Annotated in this window: 22 protein-coding genes; 11 read left to right on the top strand and 11 right to left on the bottom strand. The window is 70.8% G+C overall.

Annotated elements, in window-relative coordinates; genetic code table 11:
- Nucleotides 1-69 precede the first annotated feature (69 nt).
- The gene (locus OIB37_RS18920; protein ID WP_330458782.1) at nucleotides 70-492 is read left to right on the top strand and encodes a GlcG/HbpS family heme-binding protein; all 423 of its coding nucleotides are present in this window, start codon (nucleotides 70-72) and stop codon (nucleotides 490-492) included.
- 71 nt (nucleotides 493-563) lie between these two features.
- On the opposite strand, the gene OIB37_RS18915 is transcribed toward OIB37_RS18920, so the two are convergent.
- The 6 genes from OIB37_RS18915 to OIB37_RS18890 form a co-directional block, all read right to left on the bottom strand.
- Entirely contained in the window at nucleotides 564-1430 is an 867-nt protein-coding gene (locus OIB37_RS18915; protein ID WP_330458781.1) for a GNAT family N-acetyltransferase, read from the bottom strand.
- A gap of 97 nt (nucleotides 1431-1527) precedes the next feature.
- Nucleotides 1528-2010, bottom strand: coding sequence for an NUDIX hydrolase (locus OIB37_RS18910; protein WP_330458780.1), 483 nt, complete (start codon nucleotides 2008-2010; stop codon nucleotides 1528-1530).
- 88 nt (nucleotides 2011-2098) lie between these two features.
- Nucleotides 2099-3004 carry a LysR family transcriptional regulator gene (locus OIB37_RS18905; RefSeq protein ID WP_330458779.1) on the bottom strand — a complete coding sequence of 302 codons (906 nt, stop codon included), beginning with the start codon at nucleotides 3002-3004 and terminating at the stop codon, nucleotides 2099-2101.
- A gap of 208 nt (nucleotides 3005-3212) precedes the next feature.
- Nucleotides 3213-4364: a cystathionine gamma-lyase gene (locus tag OIB37_RS18900; RefSeq protein WP_330458778.1), complete on the bottom strand. Its 1152-nt coding sequence runs from the start codon at nucleotides 4362-4364 to the stop codon at nucleotides 3213-3215.
- Nucleotides 4357-4851 (bottom strand): low molecular weight protein-tyrosine-phosphatase, encoded by a 495-nt coding sequence (locus tag OIB37_RS18895; RefSeq protein WP_330458777.1) that lies wholly within the window; start codon nucleotides 4849-4851, stop codon nucleotides 4357-4359. Before OIB37_RS18895 ends, OIB37_RS18900 begins: the two co-directional genes overlap by 8 nt.
- A gap of 7 nt (nucleotides 4852-4858) precedes the next feature.
- Nucleotides 4859-5236: a phage holin family protein gene (locus OIB37_RS18890; RefSeq protein WP_330458776.1), complete on the bottom strand. Its 378-nt coding sequence runs from the start codon at nucleotides 5234-5236 to the stop codon at nucleotides 4859-4861.
- 55 nt (nucleotides 5237-5291) lie between these two features.
- On the opposite strand from OIB37_RS18890, the gene OIB37_RS18885 reads away from it, so the two are divergent.
- The 4 genes from OIB37_RS18885 (at nucleotide 5292) to OIB37_RS18870 (ending at nucleotide 7548) form a co-directional block, all read left to right on the top strand.
- Nucleotides 5292-5609: a cupin domain-containing protein gene (locus tag OIB37_RS18885; RefSeq protein ID WP_330461891.1), complete on the top strand. Its 318-nt coding sequence runs from the start codon at nucleotides 5292-5294 to the stop codon at nucleotides 5607-5609.
- Nucleotides 5610-5738: 129 nt separating this feature from the next.
- The gene (locus tag OIB37_RS18880) at nucleotides 5739-5951 is read left to right on the top strand and encodes a DUF5326 family protein (RefSeq protein WP_330458775.1); all 213 of its coding nucleotides are present in this window, start codon (nucleotides 5739-5741) and stop codon (nucleotides 5949-5951) included.
- A 275-nt stretch (nucleotides 5952-6226) separates the two neighbouring features.
- Nucleotides 6227-7012: an IclR family transcriptional regulator gene (locus tag OIB37_RS18875; protein ID WP_330458774.1), complete on the top strand. Its 786-nt coding sequence runs from the start codon at nucleotides 6227-6229 to the stop codon at nucleotides 7010-7012.
- A gap of 98 nt (nucleotides 7013-7110) precedes the next feature.
- Complete coding sequence (locus tag OIB37_RS18870; protein WP_330458773.1) at nucleotides 7111-7548, top strand: SsgA family sporulation/cell division regulator; 438 nt, start codon at nucleotides 7111-7113, stop codon at nucleotides 7546-7548.
- 100 nt (nucleotides 7549-7648) lie between these two features.
- Here the strand turns inward: OIB37_RS18870 and OIB37_RS18865 are convergent, their stop codons facing one another.
- A complete protein-coding gene (locus tag OIB37_RS18865) occupies nucleotides 7649-9163 on the bottom strand; it encodes a YibE/F family protein (RefSeq protein WP_330458772.1) in 1515 nt (504 codons plus the stop codon).
- 237 nt (nucleotides 9164-9400) lie between these two features.
- Here OIB37_RS18865 and thiC point away from each other — a divergent pair, with 237 nt between their 5' ends.
- Complete coding sequence (thiC, locus tag OIB37_RS18860; RefSeq protein WP_330458771.1) at nucleotides 9401-11197, top strand: phosphomethylpyrimidine synthase ThiC; 1797 nt, start codon at nucleotides 9401-9403, stop codon at nucleotides 11195-11197.
- A gap of 52 nt (nucleotides 11198-11249) precedes the next feature.
- Here the strand turns inward: thiC and OIB37_RS18855 are convergent, their stop codons facing one another.
- The 3 genes from OIB37_RS18855 to OIB37_RS18845 form a co-directional block, all read right to left on the bottom strand.
- On the bottom strand, nucleotides 11250-12119 hold the full coding sequence (locus OIB37_RS18855) for a hypothetical protein (protein WP_330458770.1): 870 nt from the start codon (nucleotides 12117-12119) through the stop codon (nucleotides 11250-11252).
- A 181-nt stretch (nucleotides 12120-12300) separates the two neighbouring features.
- Nucleotides 12301-13380: a metallophosphoesterase gene (locus tag OIB37_RS18850; protein ID WP_330458769.1), complete on the bottom strand. Its 1080-nt coding sequence runs from the start codon at nucleotides 13378-13380 to the stop codon at nucleotides 12301-12303.
- A 566-nt stretch (nucleotides 13381-13946) separates the two neighbouring features.
- The gene (locus tag OIB37_RS18845; RefSeq protein ID WP_330458768.1) at nucleotides 13947-15059 is read right to left on the bottom strand and encodes a LacI family DNA-binding transcriptional regulator; all 1113 of its coding nucleotides are present in this window, start codon (nucleotides 15057-15059) and stop codon (nucleotides 13947-13949) included.
- A gap of 435 nt (nucleotides 15060-15494) precedes the next feature.
- Between OIB37_RS18845 and hisC the strand changes: the two genes are divergently transcribed.
- From hisC to cydD, 4 genes are all read left to right on the top strand, one after another.
- The gene (hisC, locus tag OIB37_RS18840; RefSeq protein ID WP_330458767.1) at nucleotides 15495-16574 is read left to right on the top strand and encodes a histidinol-phosphate transaminase; all 1080 of its coding nucleotides are present in this window, start codon (nucleotides 15495-15497) and stop codon (nucleotides 16572-16574) included.
- Between the two features lie 222 nt (nucleotides 16575-16796).
- Nucleotides 16797-18305 (top strand): cytochrome ubiquinol oxidase subunit I, encoded by a 1509-nt coding sequence (locus tag OIB37_RS18835; protein WP_330458766.1) that lies wholly within the window; start codon nucleotides 16797-16799, stop codon nucleotides 18303-18305.
- A 15-nt stretch (nucleotides 18306-18320) separates the two neighbouring features.
- On the top strand, nucleotides 18321-19325 hold the full coding sequence (cydB, locus tag OIB37_RS18830; RefSeq protein ID WP_330458765.1) for a cytochrome d ubiquinol oxidase subunit II: 1005 nt from the start codon (nucleotides 18321-18323) through the stop codon (nucleotides 19323-19325).
- 58 nt (nucleotides 19326-19383) lie between these two features.
- Nucleotides 19384-23004 (top strand): thiol reductant ABC exporter subunit CydD, encoded by a 3621-nt coding sequence (cydD, locus tag OIB37_RS18825; RefSeq protein ID WP_330458764.1) that lies wholly within the window; start codon nucleotides 19384-19386, stop codon nucleotides 23002-23004.
- A gap of 19 nt (nucleotides 23005-23023) precedes the next feature.
- Here cydD and OIB37_RS18820 read toward each other — a convergent pair whose 3' ends face one another.
- A complete protein-coding gene (locus OIB37_RS18820; protein WP_330458763.1) occupies nucleotides 23024-23950 on the bottom strand; it encodes a Cof-type HAD-IIB family hydrolase in 927 nt (308 codons plus the stop codon).
- 474 nt (nucleotides 23951-24424) lie between these two features.
- On the opposite strand from OIB37_RS18820, the gene OIB37_RS18815 reads away from it, so the two are divergent.
- Nucleotides 24425-25327: an LLM class flavin-dependent oxidoreductase gene (locus OIB37_RS18815; RefSeq protein ID WP_330458762.1), complete on the top strand. Its 903-nt coding sequence runs from the start codon at nucleotides 24425-24427 to the stop codon at nucleotides 25325-25327.
- Nucleotides 25328-25345 lie beyond the last annotated feature (18 nt).

The raw sequence follows: 25345 nt of genomic DNA, 5'->3' as shown, positions 1-25345 counted from the left end.
CACGGGCGCCCCCGGCCGCCGGACCGTACGGCACCACCTCATCCCGGTAACACCCAAGGAGAATCCCCCATGAGCACCACCACCGCCGTCGCCCCGCTGACGACCGAGGACGCCGAACTGCTCGTCGCCACGGCGCGGCGCGCCGCCGAGGACGCCGGTGTCACCGTCAGCGTCACCGTCCTGGACGCCGGCGGCCACCTGCTCGCCTTCCGCCGGGACGACCGGGCCGTGCTGATCTCCGGTGAGACCAGCACCCGCAAGGCCTACACGGCGCTCCAGCTGAACGCGGCCACCGCCGACCTGGTCGAGGCCGTCCAGCCCGGCGGTCTCTTCCACACGCTGCCCACGGCCCTCGACCGGCCTCTGCTGTTCATCGCCGGCGGTCTCCCCGTCCACCGGGACGGCCGGCTGATCGGCGCGATCGGCGTCGGCGGCGGTGCCCCCGACCAGGACCACGGCTTCGCCACCGCTGCCGTGCGGGCGCTCGCCTGATCGCCCTCCCCTTTCCGGTGACGAACGCCGGCCCCCGCCGTGGAGCGGGGGCCGGCGTTCGTCGTACGGGGTCAGCCCGCGGCCACCGTCAGGGGTGCGAACCGGCGCGTCCAGTCCCCCGGGAGGTCCGTGATGCCGTAGGTCATCACGGAGTTGTCCGCCACGGAGGCCAGCCCCCGCTCCTTCGCCCAGGCCCGCAACTCCTCGTGCCGTACGTCGATGTCGGTGCGCAGCGGTCGCGCGGTGTGGGCCGCGAGCGAGGTGACGAGAGCCTTGGCCGTCTCCGTGTCACGCGCGATCAGCGGGCCGACGACCTGCGTCTCCATGTTGGGCCAGGCAGCGGTGTAGCCGGTGATGCGGCCGCCGTCCTCCGCAACCCGGAACTGGTCGGCGAAGGCGGGCAGGCGGGTGATGAGAGGAGTGCGGTCGGCACCGAACACCTCCTCGTCGAGACGGATGATCGCGGGAAGGTCCTCGGCGGTGGCCGCACGGGTCGCCACCCGGGGTTCCGGACCGCCCGGGACGAAGTGCCCGCGGAGCATCTCCGCCCTGCCGGTGACCTTGAAGCCCAGCTCCTCGTAGAGCGGGCGCCCGTAGGGCGTGGCGTGCAGGGTCAGGGGTGTGGTGCCCATGGCCGTCACGATGTGCCGCATCAGGCGGCGTCCCACGCCCCTCCGGGCATGGCGTTCGGCCACCAGGACCATGCCGATGGCGCCGAGGTCCGGTCGTTCCCGAGCGCCGTACTCCGTGACGACACACGCTGCCACGAGTCCGCCGTCGGGGTCGTCGATGCCATAGCCCTTGCCCGCGGTGAGGAGGAACCCCCACTTGTGTTCCTCGCGGGGCCACCCCCGGTCCTCGGAGAGGTCGGCGCAGGCGGTGAGATCGCGGAGCGTCAGACGGCGAATGGGCAGAGCGGCGAGGGAAGGAGTCGGCACGCAGGTCAGGCTGTCCGACCGCTGCCCCCGGCGTCCACCCGTTTCGATGGGGACGTACGTGCTTTTGGCCATACCGCCGGCAGCACAGGTCGTTCGGTCATCCGAGGTCGGGTGCGTGCATGGCTCGGACGCCTTCGATGTTGCCGTCCAGGTAGTGCCGCAGCGACAACGGGACGAGGTGGACCGAGGCGATGCCGACCCGGGTGAACGGGACGCGGACGATCTCGTACTCGCCTGCCGGTTCCTCGACTTCGGGACCGTGGCGCAGTGACGGGTCCATGGACTCCAGCCGGCAGACGAAGAAGTGCTGCACCTTCACGCCGGTCGCGCCGCCGTCCTCGCCGATGTGTTCCACGGTGTCCACGAAGCAGGGCACCACGTCGCTGATCTTGGCGCCGAGTTCCTCGTACACCTCGCGGTGCAGGGCGTCGACGACGGTCGGGTCCCCGGCTTCGACGCCTCCACCGGGAGTGACCCAGTAGGGATCCACGCCGGGTTTGGTGCGCTTGATCAGGATCAGGGCGTCACCGTCCAGAAGAACGGCTCGGGCTGTGCGCTTGACCACGGGTCGGACGGTCATGGGAGAAATGTGGCCCGGCTGGTTCCACGTGAAACATCGCGGGACGCCGCGGGTCGATCGCACGGTGGGGTCGTAAGGGAGGGGGCGCTCAACACCAGCTCGTGGCCGCCCGCTGGAGCCACTCGTACGCTCGCGCGATATGCGGCATGGCGAGCGTGCCGGTCCGCACCACCAGGAAGTAGGTCCGCAGCGGTGGTACCGCCGGGTCGTGCAACGTCACGACCTCGCCGCGGTCGAGGGCGGCGGCACACAGATAGCGGGGCAGCACCGCCAGTCCCGCGCCCGCGCTCGCACAGGCGAGCACCGCGCGCAGATCCGGGACGATGACGGTCCCCGAGGCGGCCGGAAGCGAGTCGAAGACGGAGGCCCAGTAGCGCGAGACGAACGGCAGCGTCTCGTGCACCTCCAGGACGGGCAGGTGCTCCAGGGCGGGCGCTCCCTTGAGCCGCAGCGTCCCGGGATCGATCTGCTCGGCCCAGTGCGGGGCGGCGACGAGTACATGCTCCTCGTCGCACAGGAGGCCGGCGGTCAGCAGCGCACCGCGTGGCCTGGCCGTGCTGATCGCCAGATCGTGGTGGCCGGCGGCCAGTCCCTCCAGGGACTCCTCGGCGGTCCCGAAGGAGGCGCGCAGCGCGAACCCCAGACCGTCGTCACCGGTCAGCTCCGTGAGGGCGGGGAGAGCGCGTTCAGCGGTGAACTCCGGCGGGCCGGCGAGATGCAGCGTGCGGGCCGACAGCTCGTCGTCCAAGCCGCTCTCGGCTATCTCCACCAGGGCGTCCAGGTGCGGTGCGGCCTTGTGGGCGAGCTCGTTGCCGATGGTGGTCGGCGTCACCCCGCGGGCCTGCCGCAGAAACAGGGGGCGTCCCAGCTGGCGCTCCAGCGTGCGGATCTGGGAGGTGACGGCCGGCTGGGAAAGGCCCAGCAGGGCGGCGGCGCGGGTGAAGGAACCGGCCCGGTGCACGGTGACGAAGGTGCGCAGCAAGGCCAGGTCCATGGGACGCCCTCCCCTCTCCCTGCCCTCCTCCGCCCCGGGCAGGCCCCAACTATAAATAAGTCGATAGGTCTCTGTCGTTACCGTGATTGGACACTGACGCAGAGTCAACTAGCCTTGTTCGAGCGGTTCTTCGCGCGCGGAGCCGCCGGCGGTCCGAGCCACGAGGGGGGAGGCTCGGACCGCCCTCACCACTGTCCGTCCACCCCGCTCACGCGGCGGCGGACTCGTCCAGGGCGCGCAGTACGTCCGCGACCAGGTCCTCAGGGTCCTCGGCACCGACCGACATGCGGATGAAGCCCTCCGGGACGGCGTCCCCGCCCCAGCGTCCGCGCCGTTCGGCGGTGGAGCGCACACCGCCGAAACTCGTCGCGTCCTCGACCAGACGCAGGGCCTCCAGGAAACGCTCGGCACGCGCGCGCGAAGGCAGCGTGAAGGACACCACGCAGCCGAAGCGGCGCATCTGCTGCGCGGCGATCTTGTGCGAGGGATCGTCGGGCAGCCCCGGGTAGCGCAGACCGGTGACCTCCGGCCGCCGCCGGAGCGCCTCGGCCACCACGAGGGCGGTGGCGTTCTGCCGGTCGACGCGCAGCTGGAGCGTGGCGATGGAACGGTGCGCGAGCCACGCCTCCATGGGCCCTGAGATCGCCCCGACGATCTTGCGCCAGCGGCGTACGGCGGCCATCGCCTCGCTGTCGCGTCCGGCGACATAGCCCAGCAGCACGTCGCCGTGACCGGTCAGCTGCTTGGTGCCGCTGGCCACGGAGAAGTCGGCACCCAGCTCCAGCGGACGCTGCCCGAGCGGAGTGGCGAGGGTGTTGTCGACGGCCACCAGGGCGCCGCGCGCGTGGGCGGCCTCCACCAGGCGCCGGATGTCGCACACGTCCAGACCCGGGTTCGACGGGGACTCGATCCACAGCAGCCGCGCGCCGTCGAGAACCTCCAGCTGCGCGTCGCCGGCGGTGGGCGCGGTGCGCACCTCGATGCCGTACGCCTCCAGCTGGGCGCGGACCAGCGGCAGCACCTGATAGCCGTCGGAGGGGAACACGACGGCGTCGCCGGCGCGGAGCTGGGAGAACAGCACCGCGGAGATCGCCGCCATGCCGGAGGCGAACACCAGCGTCTCCACGCCGTCCCGCCCGGGCGCCTCCAGCTCGCCGATCGCGCGCTCCAGCAGCGTCCAGGTCGGGTTGTCGTCGCGGCCGTAGGCGTACGGTCCCGTCACCTCGCCCGGCAGGTGGAAGTGCGCGGCGAACACCGGTCCGGGAAGGGTCGGTTCGTGCTTGACCGGCTCGGGCAACCCCGCCCGCACCGCGCGCGTGCCGTCACCGGTGCGGCCCGAGTCCTCGATGGCGTCACTCATGTACGTGCCCCTCCAGTCGTTCCGCTACGGCGGCGAGCAGACCGGTGCTCGCCGCCTCCACCATCTCAAGGCACTCCTCGAAGCCGTCCCGGCCCCCGTAGTACGGGTCCGGTACGTCGGGGTCGGCGTCGGCCGCCGGGTCGTAGGAACGCAGCAGGCGCACCTTGCGCGCGTCCTCCTCGGTGGGCGCGAGGCCGCGCAGGTCCCTGAGGTGGCCGGTGTCGAGGGCGATCACGAGGTCCAGACGGGCGAACCAGGACGGCCGGAACCGCCGCGCGGTGTGCGCGGTGTCGTAGCCGTGCTCGTCGAGCACCGAGACGGTGCGCGGATCGGCGCCCTCGCCCTCGTGCCAGCTGCCGGTGCCCGCGCTGTCGACCTCGACCAGGCCGTCGAGCCCGGCCCCCGCCACCCGCGCGCGGAACACGGACTCGGCCATCGGGGAGCGGCAGATGTTCCCGGTGCACACGAAACAGACGCGGTAGGTCATGACGTGCTCAGTCCTTGTCGGGCAGGACGATATGCAGCACCCAGGAGACGACCGAGATGATCAGGCCGCCGAGCACGGCGGTCCAGAAGCCCTCCACATGGAAACTCAGATCGAGTTTGCCGCACACCCACGAGGTCAGCATCAGCATCAGCGCGTTGACGATCAGGGTGATCAGACCGAGGGTCAGGACGAACAGCGGGAAGGTGAGCACCTTCACGATCGGTTTGACCAAGAAGTTCACGAGGCCGAAGAGCAGCGCGACGAGTACCAGCGTGCCGATTTTCTTGCCCGTGCTGTCACCGGTGAGGGTGATCTTGTCGAGCAGCCACACCGCGACCGCCAGGGCGCCCGCGTTCGCGATCGTCTTGACTAGGAAATTCTTCATGTGTCTGATCGTTGCAGACCAGGACGGCGACGAGCAGGGGCAAGGGCGGACGAGGATGAAGGCATTCCGGCTGGACGAACTGGAGACGGAACGGGCCGCCAACGAAGGGGCCTACCTCCAGTTCCTGCGGGAGCGGAACATGTCGGTCGGTCTCTACGCCCTCGACGCGGGTGAGCACGACCCGCAGAAGCCGCACAACCAGGACGAGGTGTACTTCGTCGTCAGCGGCCGGGCGTCGATCACGGTCGGCGCGGAGACGACCGAGGTGGCCCGGGGCAGCGTGGTGTACGTGCCGGCCGGTGAGGCCCACAGGTTCCATCACATCAGTGAGGATCTGAGGGTCCTGGTGGTCTTCTCTCCGCCCGAGGCGTGAGGGCGGCCCTCAGGGTTGCCTCAGGGTCGGTTCAGGGGAGGACAAGGGCCGTGAGGGCCCCACAGGGGCCCCTCGCGGCCCTAGCATCGAAGACAGACAGCGAGAACTGCGAGCGCAAGGGACTAGGGCATGCGAGAGATCTTCGCGGGGCTTCCGTGGTGGGTGAAGTGGGTCGCGGTGCCGGTCATCGCCCTGGTCGTGTTCGGCGGCCTGATAGGGGCCGTGATCAGCTTCGTGATCGGCCTGCTCTTCAAGGTGCTGCTGTTCGTCGCCCTGGTCGGCGGACTGGTCTACATCGTGCGGAAGTTCACCTCGAACTCCTCGTCACGCGGCGACTGGTGAGGGTCGCGGGAGCCGGTGAGCGGTAACAGGGATCACCGGTTCCCTCGGGGGAGGGAAGTTTCCCCGGCAGGCCGTCTGCGCGCGGTGGTGGACGGTTAGAGTCCGGAACTCTCGTGGGACCCCGACCCCACGGGCGGCACGCACCCCACCCGTGCTCTCCTTCGCACGGGCCGCCCCCACCCCTCGCGCTTCGGGAGTGACCCTTGGCCACGGTTGACACCGCACCGGCAGGACCCCACGCACCTCCCACCCCGTCCCGGTCCTGCGCACCCCCCATGCAACGGCCGGCTGTCGTGGCCGCCCGCGACAAGCACTCCGCGACCCTCATCGGGTCGGTGCAGCGCGCCATGCGCCTGCTGGAGACCGTCGCCACACACGAGTACGGCGCTCCCGCCAAGCAACTCGCCCGCGAGACCGGCCTGGCGCTGCCCACCGCCTATCACCTGCTGCGCACCCTCGTGCACGAGGGCTATCTGCGCCGCGACAAGGGCCTGTTCTTCCTCGGCGCCGCGGCCGAGCGGCTGAGCAGCAGCGGAGCGCAGCAGAAACGTCGCAGCACGGTGGCCGACACCCTTGCGCGATGGCGTGATTCGCTCGGTGTACCCGTCTACTTCGCGATGTACAGGCATGGCGAGATCGAGGTCATGTGCGTCTCCGACTCCCGGGAGACGCCGGCGGTCGAGGAGTGGGCCGACTTCCGCGAGACCGGGCACGCGCACGCGGTCGGACAGTGCCTGCTGTCGCAGCTGGACGAGGACGCCCGCCGCGACCACCTCGCCCGCTACCCCGCCCAGTCCCTCACGCCGTACACCGTGCGGGACAACGGAGCCCTGCTGCGGCGGCTGGCCCGCATGCGGCGCATGGAGCCGGTGGTGGAGCGTCAGGAATACGCCCTGGGGGCGGTTTGCGCCGCGGTTCCCCTCACGGTCGGCACCACGGCTGCCACACTGGCCATCTCGGTCCCCGCCCACCAGGCCGACCGGCTGATGCCGGTCACTCAGCGGCTGCAGGGCGAGATCGGGCGCCATCTCGGGGCCCTGACACTCTCTATCAGTATCTGAAAACTCACTCCTTGTGATCTGCTGTGTACGTTAAGCAAGATTTGAGCACGGTCAGGGGATCGATCCCGGCCAGTCCATGTCATATGACGGGGTAGGCGATGCGCGAGTCCGTACAGGCAGAAGTGATGATGAGCTTCCTCGTCTCGGAGGAGCTGTCCTTCCGCATTCCGGTGGAGTTGCGCTACGAGGCCAGAGATCCCTATGCGGTGCGTCTTACTTTCCATCTGCCCGGTGATGCCCCGGTGACCTGGGCCTTCGGGCGCGAGCTGATGATCGACGGGGTCGGCCGGCCATGCGGTGAGGGGGACGTGCACATCGCCCCCGCCGACTCCGAGGTGCTGGGTGAGGTGTTGATCAGGCTGCAGGTGGGCAGCGATCAGGCGCTGTTCCGTTCGTCGGCGCCGCCGCTCGTGGCCTTCCTCGACCGTACGGACAAGCTCGTGCCGCTCGGCCAGGAGGGTGCGCTGGCCGACTTCGACGCTCACCTCGACGAGGCCCTGGATCGCATCCTGGCCGAGGAGCAGAGCGCCGGCTGAAGAGACACGCAATCCGCTGAAACGCTCCGCCGTGCCGGGTGTGCCTCCTGGGTCTGTGCAGAAACGCTTCTGCGTGGGCTTCCGGGCCACCCGGCCCCGCTCACCGCTTCCGGCGCCGTCCCCTGCCGCCGCGCGCGGGAGCGGGCTGGGCGTCGGCGGGAGCCTCGGTCTTCGGGCCGGGCCGGTCGGCCGACACCACGAGCGCGGCGAGAGCGGTGGTGACGGGCACCGAGGCGACCAGGCCGATCGAGCCCACCAGCGTGCGTACGATCTCCTCCGCCACCAGTTCGCTGTTGGCCACGTCCCCCACACCGCTGCGCGCGATCGAGAACAGCAGCAGCAGCGGCAGCGCGGCGCCGGCGTAGGCGAGGACGAGGGTGTTGACCACCGACGCGATGTGATCGCGGCCGATCCGGATGGCCGCCCGGTACAGCCCGCGCCAGCCCATTGCCGGATTGGCCTCGTGCAGCTCCCACACCGCCGACGTCTGCGTCACCGTCACATCGTCCAGGACGCCGAGCGAACCGATGATGACGCCCGCCAGCAGCAGGCCGCTCATGTCGATGGACGGATAGAGACCGTGGATCAGGCCGGTGTTGTCGTCCGTGTTGCCGGTGAGCGCCGCCCAGCCGATGAACTGCGAACCGAGGAAGCCGATCAGTAGCAGCGAGACCAGCGTGCCGAGCACCGCGACCGACGTACGGGCCGACAGGCCGTGGCACATGTAGAGCGCGATCAGCATGATCGCGCTCGCTCCGACCACGGCCACCAGCAGCGGATTCGATCCCTGAAGGACCGCGGGCAGGATGAAGAGGGTCAGCACCAGGAAGCTGACCGCCAGCGCGACCAGCGCCATGAGACCGCGCAGCCGGCCCACGACCACGACGGCGAGCGCGAAGATCCCGGCGAGCAACGCCATGGGGAACTTCCGGTTCACGTCGGCGACCGAGTACTGCAGGTCCTTCGGTGCCGAGGGCTCGTAGGCGACCACGACCTTCTCACCCTGGTGCAACTGGCGTGTCTGGTCCGGCTGAACGATCTCGGTGAACGTACGGCCCCGGTCGGTGCCGGTGTCGACCTGGACCGTCGCCTTTTTGCAGGGGCCCTTCGCCTTGCGCGCCGCCGGGTCGCCGACGGTGGAGGGGTCAATCGCCGGGGCTCCTCCGGAGGCGTTCACCGAGGCGCAGTTCACCTCGACGACCCTGGTGACCGTCGCCTGCTGGGTCTGGCGGTCGAAGCCGACGCCACTGCGCTGGTGCGGTGGTGCTCCCCCGGGCCACAGCACCACGAGTCCCACCACGACGGCCGCGCTGAACGGGACCAGGATCGCCGCGATGACCTTGCGCAGATGCTTCGAGACGGGCGCGGCGGGTCCGTGGCTGTGACTGTGACCGTGTGAGTGGCCGGGATCGCTTCCGTGCCCATGACCGCCGGACCCATGACCGCCGGACCCATGACCGCCGTGCCCATGACCGTCGTCCCCGGGCGGGTGCCCGTCACCAGAACCCGTGCCGGGGCCGTGACCGCCGTCGGAGCCGCGCTGGGCGCCGTGTCCGGTGCCCTGCCGGCGAGGCGGGCCGGGCGGTGGGTAGGGAGACTGATGCGTCGTGGTCACGGCCCGATCATTGCAAGAACGGGGGAGGCCCACTGTTCTTCGCGCCACACAAGACGTTAGCGTGGAGACACTTTTGCACACGCGGGAGCTCGGAGCACCGGGCTGAGAGGGCGCTGACCTCCGTATTCGCGATGTTTCACGTGGAACGTGATTTCACCGGAAGCATCGGCAGACGGAAAACGCTGCGCCGACCGCTGAACCTGTTACCGGGTAATGCCGGCGTAGGGAGTAGGTCAGATGACCAACAAGGACGCACGCACGCCTGCCTCCACACAGAGCGCGGCCGACGGGTCGCCGCAGCGGGAAGCCGGGATGTCCATCGGCTGGCACAAGTCGTATGTCGAGGGCTCGCGCCCCGACCTGCGCGTGCCGGTCCGTCAGGTGCACCTCACCAACGGGCAGTCGGTCAGGCTGTACGACACGTCGGGCCCGTACACCGATCCACTCGTCGAGACCGATGTCCGCAGGGGTCTGCCGCCGCTGCGGGAGAACTGGATCATCGCCCGCGGTGACACCGAGGAGTACGCGGGCCGTCCCGTCCGTCCCGAGGACGACGGGATCAAGCACACGTCACCCCGTGGTGGCCTGCGCAACCTGGATGCGGTCTTTCCCGGACGGCCCCGCCAGCCGCTCCGGGGCCGCGACGGCAAGGCGGTCACACAGCTCGCGTACGCGCTCCGGGGCGAGATCACGCCGGAGATGGAGTTCGTGGCCCTGCGGGAGAGTGTCTCTCCCGAGGTGGTCCGCGAGGAGATAGCGGCCGGCCGGGCGGTCCTGCCGGCCAACGTCAATCACCCGGAGACCGAGCCGATGATCATCGGTAAGCGGTTCCTGGTGAAGGTCAACGCCAACATCGGCAACTCCGCGGTCACCTCCTCCATCGAGGAGGAGGTCGAGAAGATGACCTGGGCGACCCGGTGGGGCGCGGACACGGTCATGGACCTCTCCACCGGCCGCAACATCCACACCACCCGCGAGTGGGTGCTGCGCAACTCCCCCGTGCCCATCGGCACGGTGCCGCTGTATCAGGCCTTGGAGAAGGTCGACGGCAAGGCCGAGGAGCTGACCTGGGAGATCTACAAGGACACCGTCCTCGAGCAGGCTGAGCAGGGCGTGGACTACATGACCGTCCACGCCGGTGTCCGGCTGCCGTTCGTCCCGCTCACTGCCCGTCGCAAGACCGGCATCGTCTCGCGCGGCGGCTCGATCATGGCCGCGTGGTGTCTGGCGCACCACAAGGAATCGTTTCTGTACGAGAACTTCGAGGAACTCTGCGAGATCCTCGCCGCCTACGACGTCACCTACTCGCTCGGCGACGGACTGCGGCCCGGTTCGATCGCGGACGCCAACGACGAGGCGCAGTTCGCGGAGTTGCGCACGCTCGGGGAACTCAACCGGATCGCGAAGCGTTTCCATGTACAGACGATGATCGAGGGCCCCGGGCACGTCCCGATGCACAAGATCAAGGAGAACATCGACCTTCAGCAGGAGATCTGTGATGAAGCTCCGTTCTATACGCTCGGCCCGCTGACCACCGACGTCGCGCCGGCGTACGACCACATCACCTCCGGTATCGGTGCCGCGATGATCGCCTGGTGGGGCACGGCGATGCTCTGTTACGTCACGCCCAAGGAGCACTTGGGCCTGCCCGACCGCGACGACGTCAAGACCGGTGTCATCACCTACAAGATCGCCGCTCATGCTGCCGACCTCGCCAAGGGGCACCCGGGTGCACAGGAGTGGGACGACGCACTGTCCGACGCCCGCTTCGAGTTCCGGTGGGAGGACCAGTTCAACCTCGCCCTCGACCCGGACACGGCGCGGGAGTTCCACGACGAGACCCTGCCGGCCGAGCCGGCCAAGACGGCCCACTTCTGCTCCATGTGCGGGCCGAAGTTCTGCAGCATGAAGATCTCGCACGACATCCGTCGCGAACACGGTGGCAGCCTGGCCGAGATCGAGGAGGGAATGGCGCGGAAGTCGGAGGAGTTCGCGGCGTCGGGCAACCGGGTCTATCTGCCGATCGCCGAGTGACCCTCGCTCACCGGACGCCCGGCTTGCGCCCCCGGCGGGGCGCAGGCCGGGGCTATTCCGGCTGGTGTTCCGGGCCGCCGAAGTCGGGGCTCGTGTAGTCCGGGCTGGTGAAGCTCGGACGGCCGGAGGCGGCGCCGTCATCGGGGCTGCTGAAGCCGGGACGGCCATAGCCCAGGCGCGGCATCCTGCCGGTCGGGGCCGGTGGAGCCGTGTGGTGCAGGGCCGCCGGGCCGGGCTGGGCGAGGGCCTCCTGGAGGAACGGCAGTATGCCGCGCTCCAGCAGGGCGTCCCGCCAGGCTTCTTTGGCCCTCGCCACCAGCTGGCTCGCCTCCTCGTGGTCTGTGGCTTCCGCGGACGCGCTGTTGCGCAGGGCGGTGAGCAGCAGTCCCACGGCGGCGACGAGGACCGAGGCCGCCGTCATGGCGCCGAAGACCCAGCCGGCGGTGAGCATGGTCCGGGCGAAGGTCTGTCCGGGGGCCGTCATCCTCAGGATGTAGCCGACCAGCAGGAAGATCACGGCGGCGGTTCCGGCGAGGACGGGTGCCAGGACGGCGACCACGGCGATGGCGCCCGCCCCGGTGGTCTCGACGGCCTCGGCGGCCTCGCCGAGAGTGGTGGCGAGGCCCAGCGCGCCCGACTCCGACTCCGGTTCCGCGGAACCGGAATCGGCGCCGGCCGACGGGGCGGGTCGGCGCAGTTCCTGGCGGGCCTTCACATAGTGCTGGTACTCGCTCGCCGCGGCCGCGGTGATGAGGGCGGTGGCGTTGAGTGCCATGGTGCGCAGTTGTTCGGAGTTGAGCCGCTGTCCTACGGCGGCGAGTTCCGGCCGGTGTGGTGCGGAGCGCAGCGCCTCATCGAGGGCCCGCTCGAATTCCTGGCGGTCCTCGCTCAGCAGGTGCTGCGGAACGCTGTTCATGTGCATCCCCCGATGCTCCGTAGGGCTTGGGGCTCGCACGCGGACGAGCCGTCGGGCAGAAACGGAGGGGAGCCTGCTACGGATAAGCCGATGGTAGAGCCGTGACGGCACACGGTGACAGGGGGTTGCCGGAAATTGCGGACCGACCCGCGCACGCCCGGCCAGGGCGGGTATGCCCGGTGAACGTTCAGTCTTCCAGGGGCAGTTGCTGCACCAGCAGCTTTCCGGCCATGGTCACGCCGCCGTCCATGGCGATGGCAAGGCCTTCGGCGTAGACATGCGGTCCCTCGACGTGGGGTCCGCCGTTGTCCTCGCCGTCCTCGGAGCCGACCTGGCCGAGCAGGTAGGGAATGGGGCTGTGACCGTGAACGACACGGGTGCCGCCGTACGTATCGAGGAGGGAGCGCGCGGCGTCCGCGCCGCCTTCGTCACGGAAGGAGAAGCGCTTGGTGAACTTGCGGAACAGGTCCCACACCTCGTCCGCGTCGTTACGGGTGATCGTCTCGCGGACGGTGTCGTTGACCGCCTCGATCGAGTCGCCGTAGTCGAGGTAGGCGGTGGTGTCGGAGTGGACGAGCAGATAGCCGTCGACTTCCTCGACGGCGTCGAGGCGGGCCATCCATTGCAGGTGGTGGTCCTGCAGGCGGTCCATGTCGGTCTTCTGGCCGCCGTTGAGCAGCCAGGCCGCCTGGAAGGTGGCGGTGCCCGCGCCCGAGTTGACGGGGGTGTCGCTGAACCGCTTGGCGCCGAGCAGCAGCAGCTCGTGGTTGCCCATGAGGGCCTTGCAGTAGCCGCCGGCCGCGGCCGCCTCGGCGGACAGCCGCATCACCAGGTCGATGACGCCGATGCCGTCCGGGCCGCGGTCGGTGAAGTCACCGAGGAACCACAGCCGCGCGGTGCCCGCGCACCACTGGCCCGCGTCGTCGATCAGCCCCTTCTCGCGGAGGGCGGCCAGCAGCTCGTCGAGGTAGCCGTGGACGTCGCCGACGACGTACAGCGGGCCGTGGCCGGCGCCGGGGTGCGGCGCGGAGCCGGCCGGAGCCGGCTCGGCCGGGACCTGGAGGCTGTCGCCGCGGCTGATGACGGGCAGGTCGCGCTGCGTCGGGGTGTAGCCCTCGGGATAGGACTCGTCGGCGGGCGGATGGCCGTCGCCGGGGTGCGGGACGTCCGGGTACGGACCAGTCTCATGGACGTACGCGGGTACGCGGAAGTCGCGCAGCGTCGCCGTCCGCTCCGTCGCGGGTCCCTGACCGGCCCCCTGAGTCATCAGACCCCTCCACCATCGCGCCGCATCTGCACCGCTTCGGACTGCCTGGTCGCAGCGGCCCGCGGTGTCGTGCGCCCATCATAGGAATGCGCGTCGCGCCGTGTGATGACCCAGGGGTGGTGAATCGGCGCAAGGTGCCTGTTCACCGCGGCTTTCGCCCCGTTTGGGCAGGGGTTCGACCAGCTGTCCTTCACCCCTTCGGTCACCCGCCGGGGCGGTCACCCGGTCTGCTGGACGGTGTACACAGGTCTGCACAGGTGTGCGAGGAGTGACTCAGGCCGTACAGACCGTCGCCCGGTGCCTCCCCGCCGGGCCGGTGGGCCCTGCCCGCGCGGAGGACACGCACCCGCGCAGGGGCGAAGGACCGCCGAGCCGAGCCGCGCCTGGTCGGCTCGGGCCCGAGCCACGGCCGAACGGGGACCGCCGAGCCGGGCCGCTCCCGTGCGTCGCGCACTGGTGCTCGTTGCCGATGCCCGCTGCGAGCGGATCCGTGCCGCCGCGGCGCGCGCTCGCCGTCCCGCGGCTGGGCTCTCCGCGGCTCGGCTCCCCGTAGCGGGCAGGTCCCGCTATCCGCCTTCCGGCGCCCTCGGAGGGCTGACCGTCGTGCGCTGCGTGCGCCGTTGGGACGATGTGCGCACGATCAGCTCGGTCGGCATCACCTGCTCGACCGGCTGGTCCGAATCGACGTTCTCGATCGCGTCGATGAGGAGCTGCACGACCGCCGTGCCGATACGGCGGGGCTTCAGGGAGAGCGTGGTGATGGGCGGCTCGGTGGTGGCGTACACCGTGGACTCGCTGCAGCACACCAGGAGCAGGTCGTCCGGGACGCGCAGGCCGTAGCGGCGGGCGGCGGCGAGCAGGTCGGTGCCGTTGGGATCGAACAGGCCGTAGACGGCGTCGGGGCGGTCCGGGCGGGCGAGCAGCCGGTCGGCGGCGACGGCGCCCGCACAGGGGTCGTGCGCCGGGTAGGCCTCGTAGACCGGGTCCTGGCCGACCCGCTCGCACCAGCGCAGGTAGGCGGTGGTCGACAGATGGGTGTACGTGTCGGTGGTCGTGCCCGTGAGCAGGCCGATCCGGCGGGCGCCCGCGTCGGCGAGGTGGTCGAGGATGCCGAGGACGGCGGCCTCGTGGTCGTTGTCGACCCAGGCGGTGACCGGGAGCGATCCGGCCGGGCGGCCGTCGGAGACGACGGGTAAGCCCTGCCGGACCAGTTCGCTGACGACCGGGTCCTGGTCGGAGGGGTCGATGACGACGGTGCCGTCCAGGGCGACGTTCGACCACACGTCGTGGCGGGAGGTCGCGGGCAGGATGACGAGCGCGTAGCCGCGGGCGAGCGCGGCCGAGGTGGCGGCCCGCGCCATCTCGGCGAAGTACGCGAACTCGGTGAAGGTGAAAGGTTCATCCCCGTACGTCGTCACGGTCAGGCCGATCAGGCCCGACTTGCCGGTACGGAGGGTACGGGCGGCGGCCGAGGGGCGGTACCCCAGCCGGTCGGCGACCTCGCGGACATGGCGCCGGGTGGCGTCCGGGAGCCTGCCTTTGCCGTTGAGGGCATCGGACACGGTCGTGATGGAGACGCCGGCGGCGGCGGCCACGTCTCTGATGCCCGCCCGGCCCGGCCGGCTGCCTCGACGTGAGGTTTCCGCGCGGCTCACCTGGTGCTTCCCTGCTGCTGTCATGGCGAGCCGATAGTAGGGCTCATGCGGTGGGGTAGTGCGGACGCATATGCACGCGTTGACAGGCACGTTTCTGCATGATCATAAAGGATCAACTGCCTTGGAATGCCAGGAAGTTGGTGGCATCGAAGGTGGTACGTGACTCGTCGGCGCGCATGGGCCTGCCAAGTGTCCGATGTTTCGAAGAGGTCTCAACTCACCTGCACGAGGGATGCGCGCCACGGCGCGAGCTACCGGCGCATAGATATATGTGGAGCGCGCCCCCCGATACGTACGCCTTCGTACGGCGATGCCCCCGATGCCCGAGGGCGTGACGAGGCCCGCCTGCTGTCGCCCCTCGCGCAGGTACGCAAGCGCGCCGAATCCTCATAAGGTGAGGAGTATTGGAGGAAGCCGGCGGCGTCGACGGTCCGCCGGCTTGTCGCGAGGAGGACTGCGGTGAGCGAGACGAACCCCAAGCTGCGCGCGGAGCTGGAGGGTATTCCCACCTACAAGCCGGGCAAGGCTGCCGCGGCCGAGGGTCCGGTCGCCTACAAGCTGTCCTCCAACGAGAACCCCTACCCCCCGCTGCCGGGCGTGATGGAAAGCGTCATGGCCGCCGCCGGCGACTTCAACCGCTACCCGGACATGGCCTGCTCCGGGCTGATGGAGGAGCTGTCGGACCGCTTCGGTGTCCCGCTCTCGCACCTGGCCACCGGCACCGGCTCGGTGGGCGTGGCCCAGCAGCTCGTGCAGGCCACCAGCGGGCCGGGCGACGAGGTGATCTACGCCTGGCGGTCCTTCGAGGCTTATCCGATCATCACGCAGATCAGCGGCGCGCGGTCGGTACGGGTGCCGCTGACGGCGGGCGACGTGCACGACCTGGACGCGATGGCGGACGCGATCACCGACCGGACGCGCCTGATCTTCGTGTGCAACCCCAACAACCCGACCGGCACGGTGGTGCGGCGGGCGGAGCTGGAGCGGTTCCTGGACCGGGTTCCGAAGGACGTGCTGGTGGTGCTGGACGAGGCCTACCGGGAGTTCATCCGCGACCCCGAGGTGCCCGACGGCGTCGAGCTGTACCGGACGCGGCCGAACGTGTGCGTGCTGCGCACCTTCTCCAAGGCGTACGGCCTGGCCGGGCTGCGGGTCGGTTTCGCGATCGCCCATGAGCCGGTGGCCGCGGCGCTGCGCAAGACGGCGGTGCCGTTCGGCGTCAGCCAGCTCGCGCAGGAGGCGGCGGTCGCCTCGCTGCGGGCGGAGGACGAACTGCTGGGCCGGGTGGGCTCGCTGGTGTGCGAGCGTCAGCGCGTGGTCGAGACGCTGCGGGCCCAGGGGTGGACGGTGCCGGAGACCCAGGCCAACTTCGTGTGGCTGCGGCTGGGGGAGCGTACGGCCGCGTTCGCGCAGGCCTGTGAGGAGCATGGCGTGGTGGTTCGGCCGTTCGCGGGTGAGGGCGTGCGCGTGACGGTCGGGGAGACCGAGGGGAACGACATCTTCCTGAAGGTCGCCGAGGCGTTCCGCAAGGACGCCTGAGCCTGGGACTCGCCAGGAGTCCCGAACTGACGCCGAAGGGCCCCGCCTTGAGCGGGGCCCTTCTCGTTGCCTGGTGGACCCCCCTTCTCTCCCCGAATACCTGTGCGCCATAATGGCTTGTGAATGTGAACGCTTTCACAAGCTCGACCGATTGCCCTGTGCATTTCGTGACACATGGGGCGAAACGCCACTGTATTGCGGCGAAGTAAGGAGAGTGACGAAGTGGAACTGGCTCTGGCGCCGGAGACACTGGCGCGCTGGCAGTTCGGCATCACCACCGTCTATCACTTCCTGTTCGTCCCCCTGACGATCTCGCTGGCCGCCCTCACGGCCGGCCTGCAGACCGCCTGGGTGCGTACGGAGAAGGAGCGGTACCTCAGGGCGACGAAGTTCTGGGGCAAGCTCTTCCTGATCAACATCGCGATGGGTGTGGTCACCGGCATCGTGCAGGAGTTCCAGTTCGGCATGAACTGGTCCGCCTACTCACGGTTCGTCGGTGACATCTTCGGCGCGCCGCTCGCCTTCGAGGCGCTGATCGCCTTCTTCTTCGAGTCCACCTTCATAGGTCTGTGGATCTTCGGCTGGGACAAGCTGCCCAAGAGGATCCACCTCGCCTGCATATGGATGGTCTCCCTCGGCACGATCCTGTCGGCGTACTTCATCCTCGCGGCCAACTCCTGGATGCAGCACCCCGTCGGCTACCGGATCGACAAGGCGAGGGGGCGTGCCGAACTGACCGACTTCTGGGCGGTGCTGACCCAGAACACCGCGCTCAGCCAGGCCTTCCACACGCTCGCCGCGGCCTTCCTGACCGGCGGTGCCTTCATGGTGGGCATCTCCGCCTACCACCTGGCCCGCAGGAAGCACGTCCGCGAGATGAAGACCTCGCTGAGGCTCGGCCTGGTGACCGTGGTCATCGCCGGTCTGCTCACCGCCGTCAGCGGGGACGTGCTCGGCAAGGTCATGTTCCGTCAGCAGCCGATGAAGATGGCGGCCGCCGAGGCGCTGTGGGACGGACAGAAGCCGGCGCCGTTCTCGGTCTTCGCCTACGGCGATGTGGACAGGGGACACAACACCGTCGCGATCGAGGTCCCGGGCCTGCTGTCCTTCCTCGCCAACGACGACTTCTCCTCCTACGTCCCTGGCATCAACGACGTGAACAAGGCGGAGCAGCAGCGGTTCGGGCCCGGCGACTACCGGCCCAACATCCCGGTCGCCTTCTGGGGCTTCCGCTGGATGATCGGCTTCGGCATGGCCTCCTTCGCCCTCGGCATAGCCGGGCTCTGGCTGACCCGCAAGAAGTTCATGCTGCCGCAGCAGTTGAGGGTCGCCGAGGACGAGGTGCCCCATCTCGTCCTGTTCAAGAACAGGACGCTCGGCCCGAAGCTGACCCCCTGGTTCTGGCGCATCGCGGTGTGGACCCTTGCCTTCCCCCTGATCGCCAACTCCTGGGGCTGGATATTCACCGAGACGGGCCGCCAGCCCTGGGCCGTCTACGGCGTCCTGCGGACCCGGGACGCGGTCTCCCCCGGTGTCTCCCAGGGCGAGATCCTCACCTCGCTGATCGTCTTCACCGCGCTGTACGCGGTCCTCGCCGTGATCGAGGTCAGGCTGCTCGTGAAGTACGTCAAGGCCGGCCCGCCCGAGCTGACCGAGGACGACCTCAACCCGCCCACGAAGATCGGTGGCGACCTGCGGGACGCCGACAAGCCGATGGCCTTCTCCTACTAGGCCGAGGGAACAGCCATGCAACTTCACGACGTCTGGTTCGTCCTGATCGCCGTCCTGTGGACCGGTTACTTCTTCCTGGAGGGCTTCGACTTCGGTATCGGCGTTCTCACCAAGCTGCTGGCCCGGAACCGGCCCGAGCGGCGTGTGCTGATCAACACGATCGGACCCGTCTGGGACGGCAACGAGGTCTGGCTGCTTTCGGCGGCCGGCGGGACCTTCGCCGCCTTCCCGGAGTGGTACGCCACCCTGTTCTCCGGCTTCTACCTGCCGCTGCTGGCCATCCTGGTCTGCCTGATCGTGCGGGGCGTGGCCTTCGAGTACCGGGCCAAGCGGCCCGAGGAGAACTGGCAGCGCAACTGGGAAGCCGCGATCTTCTGGACCTCGCTGGTCCCGGCGTTCCTGTGGGGCGTGATCTTCGGGAACGTCGTGCGGGGCGTGAAGATCGACCGGCACTTCGAGTACGCCGGCGGTCTCGGGGACCTGCTGAACCCCTACGCCCTGCTCGGCGGCCTGGCGACGCTCACGCTGTTCACCTTCCACGGGGCGGTGTTCGCCGGGCTCAAGACCGCCGGGGACATCCGCCTGCGGGCACGGAAGCTGGCGCTGCGGGTCGGTCTCGTCACCGTCGTGGTGGTGCTCGGCTTCCTGCTGTGGACGCAGGCCCACAGCGGGGACGGGGAGAGCCTGGTGGCCCTGATCGTCGCGGTGGCCGCGTTGGTTGCCGCGCTGGTATTCACCAGGGTGGGGCGTGAGGGATGGGCGTTCGCCCTGTCCGGTGTGACCGTCGCGGCCACGGTGACGATGCTCTTCCTGTCGCTCTTCCCGAACGTCATGCCCTCCACGCTCGACGGGGCCTGGAGCCTGACCGTGACCAACGCCGCATCGAGTCCGTACACCCTGAGGATCATGACCTGGTGCGCCGTGATCGCCACGCCGATCGTCCTGCTCTATCAGGGTTGGACCTACTGGGTGTTCCGTAAGCGCATTGGGACCCAGCACATCGCCGAAGCCGCACACTGAGCCTCTCAAGGGTATGTTTCACGTGAAACACACCCTCGGGATGAAAGACACGTTTCACGTGAAACCGATCGATCCCCGCCTGATGCGATACGCCGGCGCCACGCGCCTCTTCCTCATGGCAGTCATTGCCTTGGGTGGACTCGGCGCTCTCCTGGTGATCGCCCAGGCGATGCTCATCGCCGAGGTGGTGGTCGGGGCCTTCCAGCACGGCAAGTCCGCTGGTGACCTCGCCACTCCCCTGTTGCTGCTGGCGGCCGTCGCATGCGGCCGGGCACTGGTCTCCTGGCTCACGGAGCTCGCGGCCCACCGGGCCAGCGCGGCGGTGAAGGCCGAGCTGAGAGAGCGGCTGCTCGACCGGGCGGCGGCACTCGGTCCCGGATGGCTGAGCGGGCAGCGGACCGGCTCGCTGGTCACCCTGGCCACGCGCGGTGTCGACGCCCTCGACGACTACTTCTCGCGTTACCTCCCGCAACTGGGGCTCGCGGTGGTCGTCCCGGTGGCCGTACTGGCGCGGATCGTCACCGAGGACTGGGTGTCGGCGGCGATCATCGTCATCACCCTGCCGCTCATCCCCATCTTCATGATGCTGATCGGCTGGGCCACCCAGGCCCGGATGGACCGGCAGTGGGAACTGCTGTCCCGGCTCTCCGGTCACTTCCTGGACGTGGTCGCGGGACTGCCCACGCTGAAGGTGTTCGGCCGGGCCAAGGCGCAGGCCGAGTCCATCCGCAAGATCACCAGCGAGTACCGCCAGGCCACCCTGAAGACCCTGCGGATCGCCTTCCTCTCCTCCTTCGCCCTGGAACTCCTGGCCACGCTGTCGGTCGCCCTGGTCGCCGTGACCATCGGCATGCGCCTTGTGAACGGCGACATGGACCTGTACATCGGCCTGGTCATCCTGGTGCTGGCACCGGAGGCCTATCTGCCGCTGCGACAGGTGGGCGCGCAGTACCACGCGGCGGCGGAGGGCCTGGCCGCGGCCGAGGAGATCTTCGCCGTGCTGGAGACGCCGGTCCCGGCGTCCGGCACCGCCGCGGTCCCCGCGGGCGCGCTCGCCTTCGACGGGGTGACGGTCCGCTACCCGGGCCGGTCGGCGAATGCCGTGACCGACGCGTCCTTCACCGTCGAGCCGGGCGAGACCGTGGCCCTGGTCGGGCCCAGCGGCGCGGGCAAGTCGACGCTGCTCAGCGTGCTCCTCGGCTTCGTGCAGCCCACCGAGGGCCGGGTGCTGATCGGGGGAGCCGATCTCGCCGGACTCGACCTCCAGCAGTGGCGCTCCCGGATCGCCTGGGTGCCGCAGCGCCCGCACCTGTTCGCCGGCACCATCGCGGAGAACGTCCGGCTGGCCCGGCCCGACGCCGACGACACCGCCGTACGCCAGGCACTGCGGGACGCGGGCGCGCTGGAGTTCGTGGACGCACTCCCCGAGGGCGCCGCCACGGCGCTCGGGGAGGACGGAGCCGGACTGTCCGCCGGACAGCGGCAGCGGCTGGCACTGGCCCGGGCCTTCCTCGCGGACCGGCCGGTCCTCCTGCTGGACGAGCCGACGGCCGCCCTGGACGGGGCGACGGAGGCCGAGGTCGTGGCCGCCGTACGGCGCCTGGCCGTGGGCCGCACCGTGCTGCTCGTGGTGCACCGGCCGGCCCTGCTGGAGGTCGCGGACCGGGTGGTGCGGCTGCATCTCGCCGAGGAGTCCGCCGCCGAGCTGACGACTGCCGACGCCGACGACCTCGTCGCCGAGCCGGTGGCCGCCACGGCGGGCGATGTCCTCGCGGCCGGCTCACCGGTCCCCGGCGCCGACATCCTCGTCCCCGAACCCGCCGCACCCGTGGCCGACGCGACGCACGCCGAGCCCCTCGACGCGGCACCCCCGGCCCGGACCCGACGGGAGGCCGAGGCCGAGCCCGAGACGGGCCCCGGCGCCTCCCAGAGGCGCGTTCTGGCACGCGTGCGGGCACTGGGCAGGCCCCGGCGCGGCCGGCTCCTCCTGGCGCTGCTGCTCGGCAGCCTGGCGCTCGGCTGCGCCGTCGGGCTGATGGCGACCTCCGGATGGCTCATCTCGCGGGCCTCGCAGGAGCCGCCGGTGCTGTATCTGATGGTGGCCGTGACGGCGACCCGGACCTTCGGCATCGGGCGGGCCGTCTTCCGGTACGTCGAGCGGCTGGTGTCGCACGACGCCGTGCTGCGGATGCTGGCCGACACCAGGGTCGCCGTCTACCGGCGACTGGAGCGGCTGGCCCCCGCCGGCCTGCGGGCCACCCGGCGCGGCGATCTGCTCACCCGACTGGTCGCCGACGTGGACGCCTTCCAGGACTACTGGCTGCGCTGGCTGCTGCCCGCCGGTGTCGCGGCGGTCGTCTCCGCCGGCTCGGTCGGCTTCACGGCCTGGCTGCTGCCCGAGGCCGGGGCCGCACTCGCGGCGGGCCTCTTCGCGGCCGGTGTCGGCGTCCCGCTGCTCACCGGTGCCGTGGCCCGGCGCACCGAACGGCGGCTGGCGCCCGCGCGGGGCGTGCTCGCGACCCGGGTGACCGACCTGCTCACCGGCAACGCCGAGCTGACCGTCGCCGGTGCCCTGCCCGCCCGTACCGCCGCCGCTCGTAAGGCCGACGGCACGCTCACCCGGATCGCCTCGCGCGCGGCCGCCGTCACCGGGATCGGTGACGGTCTGACCGCCCTGATCTGCGGCCTCACCGTCACCGCCACCGCGCTGCTCGGCGCGCACGCGGTGGCCGAGGGCCGGCTCGGCGGCGTGCTGATGGCCGTGGTCGTCCTCACCCCGCTGGCCGCCTTCGAGGCCGTCCTGGGGATGCCGCTCGCCGTGCGGTACCGCCAGCGGGTGGGGCGCAGCGCGGAGCGGGTGTACGAGGTCCTGGACGCCCCCGATCCCGTGCAGGAGCCGGCGCAGCCCCAGCAGGCGCCCGCCGCGCCCTTCCCGCTCGTGGTCCGGGACCTGGCCGCCCGGCACGACGGACAGCACCGCGACGCGCTCACCGGACTCGACCTCACCCTGGAACAGGGCCGCCGGATCGCCGTGGTCGGACCGTCCGGCTCGGGCAAGACGACCCTCGCCCAGGTGCTGCTGCGGTTCCTCGACGCGCGGGCGGGCAGCTACACGCTCGCCGGGGTGGAGGCGAACACGCTGGACGGCGACGACGTACGACGGCTGGTCGGCCTGTGCGCCCAGGACGCGCACCTCTTCGACAGCACCGTGCGGGAGAACCTGCTGCTCGCCCGGAGGGACGCCACCGACGCCGAGCTGCGGGACGCGCTGACCCGGGCCCGGCTGCTGGACTGGGTGGAGACCCTGCCCGACGGGCTGGACACGCACGTCGGCGAGCACGGCGCCCGGCTCTCCGGCGGGCAGCGTCAGCGCCTCGCGCTGGCCCGCGCGCTCCTCGCCGACTTCCCCGTGCTCGTCCTGGACGAGCCCGCCGAGCACCTCGATCTGCCGACGGCCGACGCGCTCACCGCGGATCTGCTGGCCGCCACCGAAGGCCGTACGACGCTGCTGATCACGCACCGGCTCGCGGGGCTCGACGCCGTCGACGAGGTGGTCGTCCTCGACGACGGCCGGGTGGTGCAGCGGGGCCCGTACGCGGAGCTGGTCGCCGTGGACGGCCCGCTGCGCGCGATGGCGCGGCGGGAGGCGGAGGCGGAGTCGCTGGTGGGGGCGCGCTGACGGGCCGCCCCCGGCGGGGTCAGCGGCGGTCGGCGAGCAGGCGCTCGATCACGACCGCCACCCCGTCCTCGTTGTTGGCGACCGTGCGGCCCGAGGCGGCGGCGATGACGTCGGGGTGGGCGTTGCCCATCGCGTAGGACCGGCCGGCCCAGGTCAGCATCTCGACGTCGTTGGGCATGTCCCCGAAGGCGACGACCTCCTCGGGGGCGATGCCGCGCTCGGCGCAGCACAGGGCCAGCGTGCTGGCCTTGGACACGCTCGGACCGCTGATCTCCAGCAGGGCGCTGGGGCTGGAGCGGGTGACGTTGGCGTGGTCGCCGATCGCGAGGCGGGCGGCGCCGAGGAAGGCGTCGGGGTCGAGCTCGGGGTGGTAGGCGAGGATCTTGAGCACGGGCTGATCGGCGTCCGGGCCGTCCGGTGCGAGGAGCTCCTCGGCGGGCAGCAGCGTGCCCGGTATCTCCATGTGCAGCTTGGGGTAGGCCGGCTCCTGGTGGAAGCCGTAGGTCTGCTCGACCGCGTACATCGTGCCGGGCGCCGCCTCGCGCAGCAGCCGTACGGCCGTCAGCGCGCGCTCCCTGGCCAGCTCGCGCACCTTCACGAACCGGTGGGCGCCGGGGCCGCCGTGCAGGTCGACCACGGCGGCGCCGTTGCCGCAGATCGCCAGGCCGTGGCCGTGCACATGGTCGCTGACGACGTTCATCCAGCGGGCCGGGCGGCCGGTGACGAAGAAGACCTCGATGCCCGCGTCCTCAGCGGCGGCCAGGGCGGCGACGGTCCGCGGGGAGACCGACTGGTCGTCGCGCAGCAGCGTGCCGTCGAGGTCGGTGGCGATCAGCCGCGGCGGCGGGCCCGCGGGGCCTTCCGGTTCGCGCGAGGCCGAGAACTTGGGGGAGGCCGGTGTCCCGGGCCGTCTGGTCGCTGAGGTCACCGCGTCATTCTCGCGCATACGGCCGCCCGAGGGCGTGGCACTTCGCCCGGACGAGGCGCGCGTGAGCTGTGCGTGAGGCGCGCGACACCGGGCCCGCGGCGGACCGGAGGCCGACGGCACGCGGACGCACCCGGATCGGACGGGGAGGCGCGCCCTCGCCCCGGACAGGCATGGAAGGCGCTCAGCCGCGTCCGGACAGGCATGGAAAGCACTCAGCCGTGCCCGGACGAGACATCGAGGTGCACCGCCGTGCCCGGAAAGGCCAACGAGGCGCACCCGCTGATCCCGGCCGGGCGGCGACCTCCGGCGGCGGAGAGGTTGCTCACAGCCCGGGACGCGGATCGTGCGCGCGGTGGGGCCGGGGACGGGGCCGTCAGGGCGGGTGTCCGGCACGGAGCCCGGCCGGAGGTCGGTCGGAGGCCGTCGGGGGGCGGTTCGGCTCCGCGTCCGCCGCTGTCCGGACGCGGTGGCCGTCGCCGTAGGCTCTCAGGCATGAGTCTGCGTCTGAGCACCGTGATCCTCCCGTACCGCCGCTGGCACGAGGGGAGCCGCGAGGCGTGGCAGCGCGCCGAGCAGCTCGGCTTCCACAGCGCCTACACCTACGACCACCTGTCCTGGCGCAGCTTCCGGGACGGCCCCTGGTTCGGTGCCGTGCCCACGCTGACCGCCGCCGCGGCCGTCACGGAGCGGATGCGCCTGGGCACTCTGGTCACGTCGCCCAACTTCCGGCACCCGGTGACGCTCGCCAAGGAACTGGTCTCCCTGGACGACATCTCGGGCGGCCGGATCACGCTCGGCATCGGTGCCGGCGGCACCGGCTTCGACGCGACCGCCCTCGGGCAGGAGCCCTGGACCCCGCGCGAGCGCGCCGACCGGTTCGCCGAGTTCGTGCCGCTGCTGGACCGGCTGCTGACCGAGAACACGGTGACGCACGAGGGCCGGTTCTACTCGGCGCACGAGGCGCGCAACATCCCCGGCTGCGCGCAGCGGCCCCGGCTGCCCTTCGCGGTCGCGGCCACGGGTCCGCGCGGGCTGAAGCTCGCCGCGCGGTACGGGCAGGCATGGGTGACCACCGGCGACCCCAAGCTGTACGAGAACGGCACCCCGGAGCAGTCGGTGGAGGCGCTGCGCGGGCAGCTCGGCAAGCTGTCCGAGGCCTGCGCGGAGGCCGGTCGGGACGCGGCCGGGCTGGACAAGATCCTGCTCACCGGCTTCACCCCGGACCGCGGCCGCCCGCTGCGGTCGTTCGACGCGTTCGTGGACTTCGCGGGGCGGCATCAGGAGCTGGGCTTCGACGAGATCGTGATCCACTGGCCCATCCCGGACTCCGACTTCGCCGCCGACGAGAAGGTCTTCGAGCGGATCGCCCTGGAGGCTCCGGCGCAGCTGGCGTGACGGCCGCCCGGCCGGGGT

Origin of the sequence: Streptomyces sp. NBC_00820, from assembly GCF_036347055.1 — a bacterium.
Classification (GTDB): Bacteria; Actinomycetota; Actinomycetes; order Streptomycetales; family Streptomycetaceae; genus Streptomyces.
The sequence above is the reverse complement of the archived record's forward strand: the minus strand, read 5'-3'. Positions and strand labels throughout refer to the sequence as shown.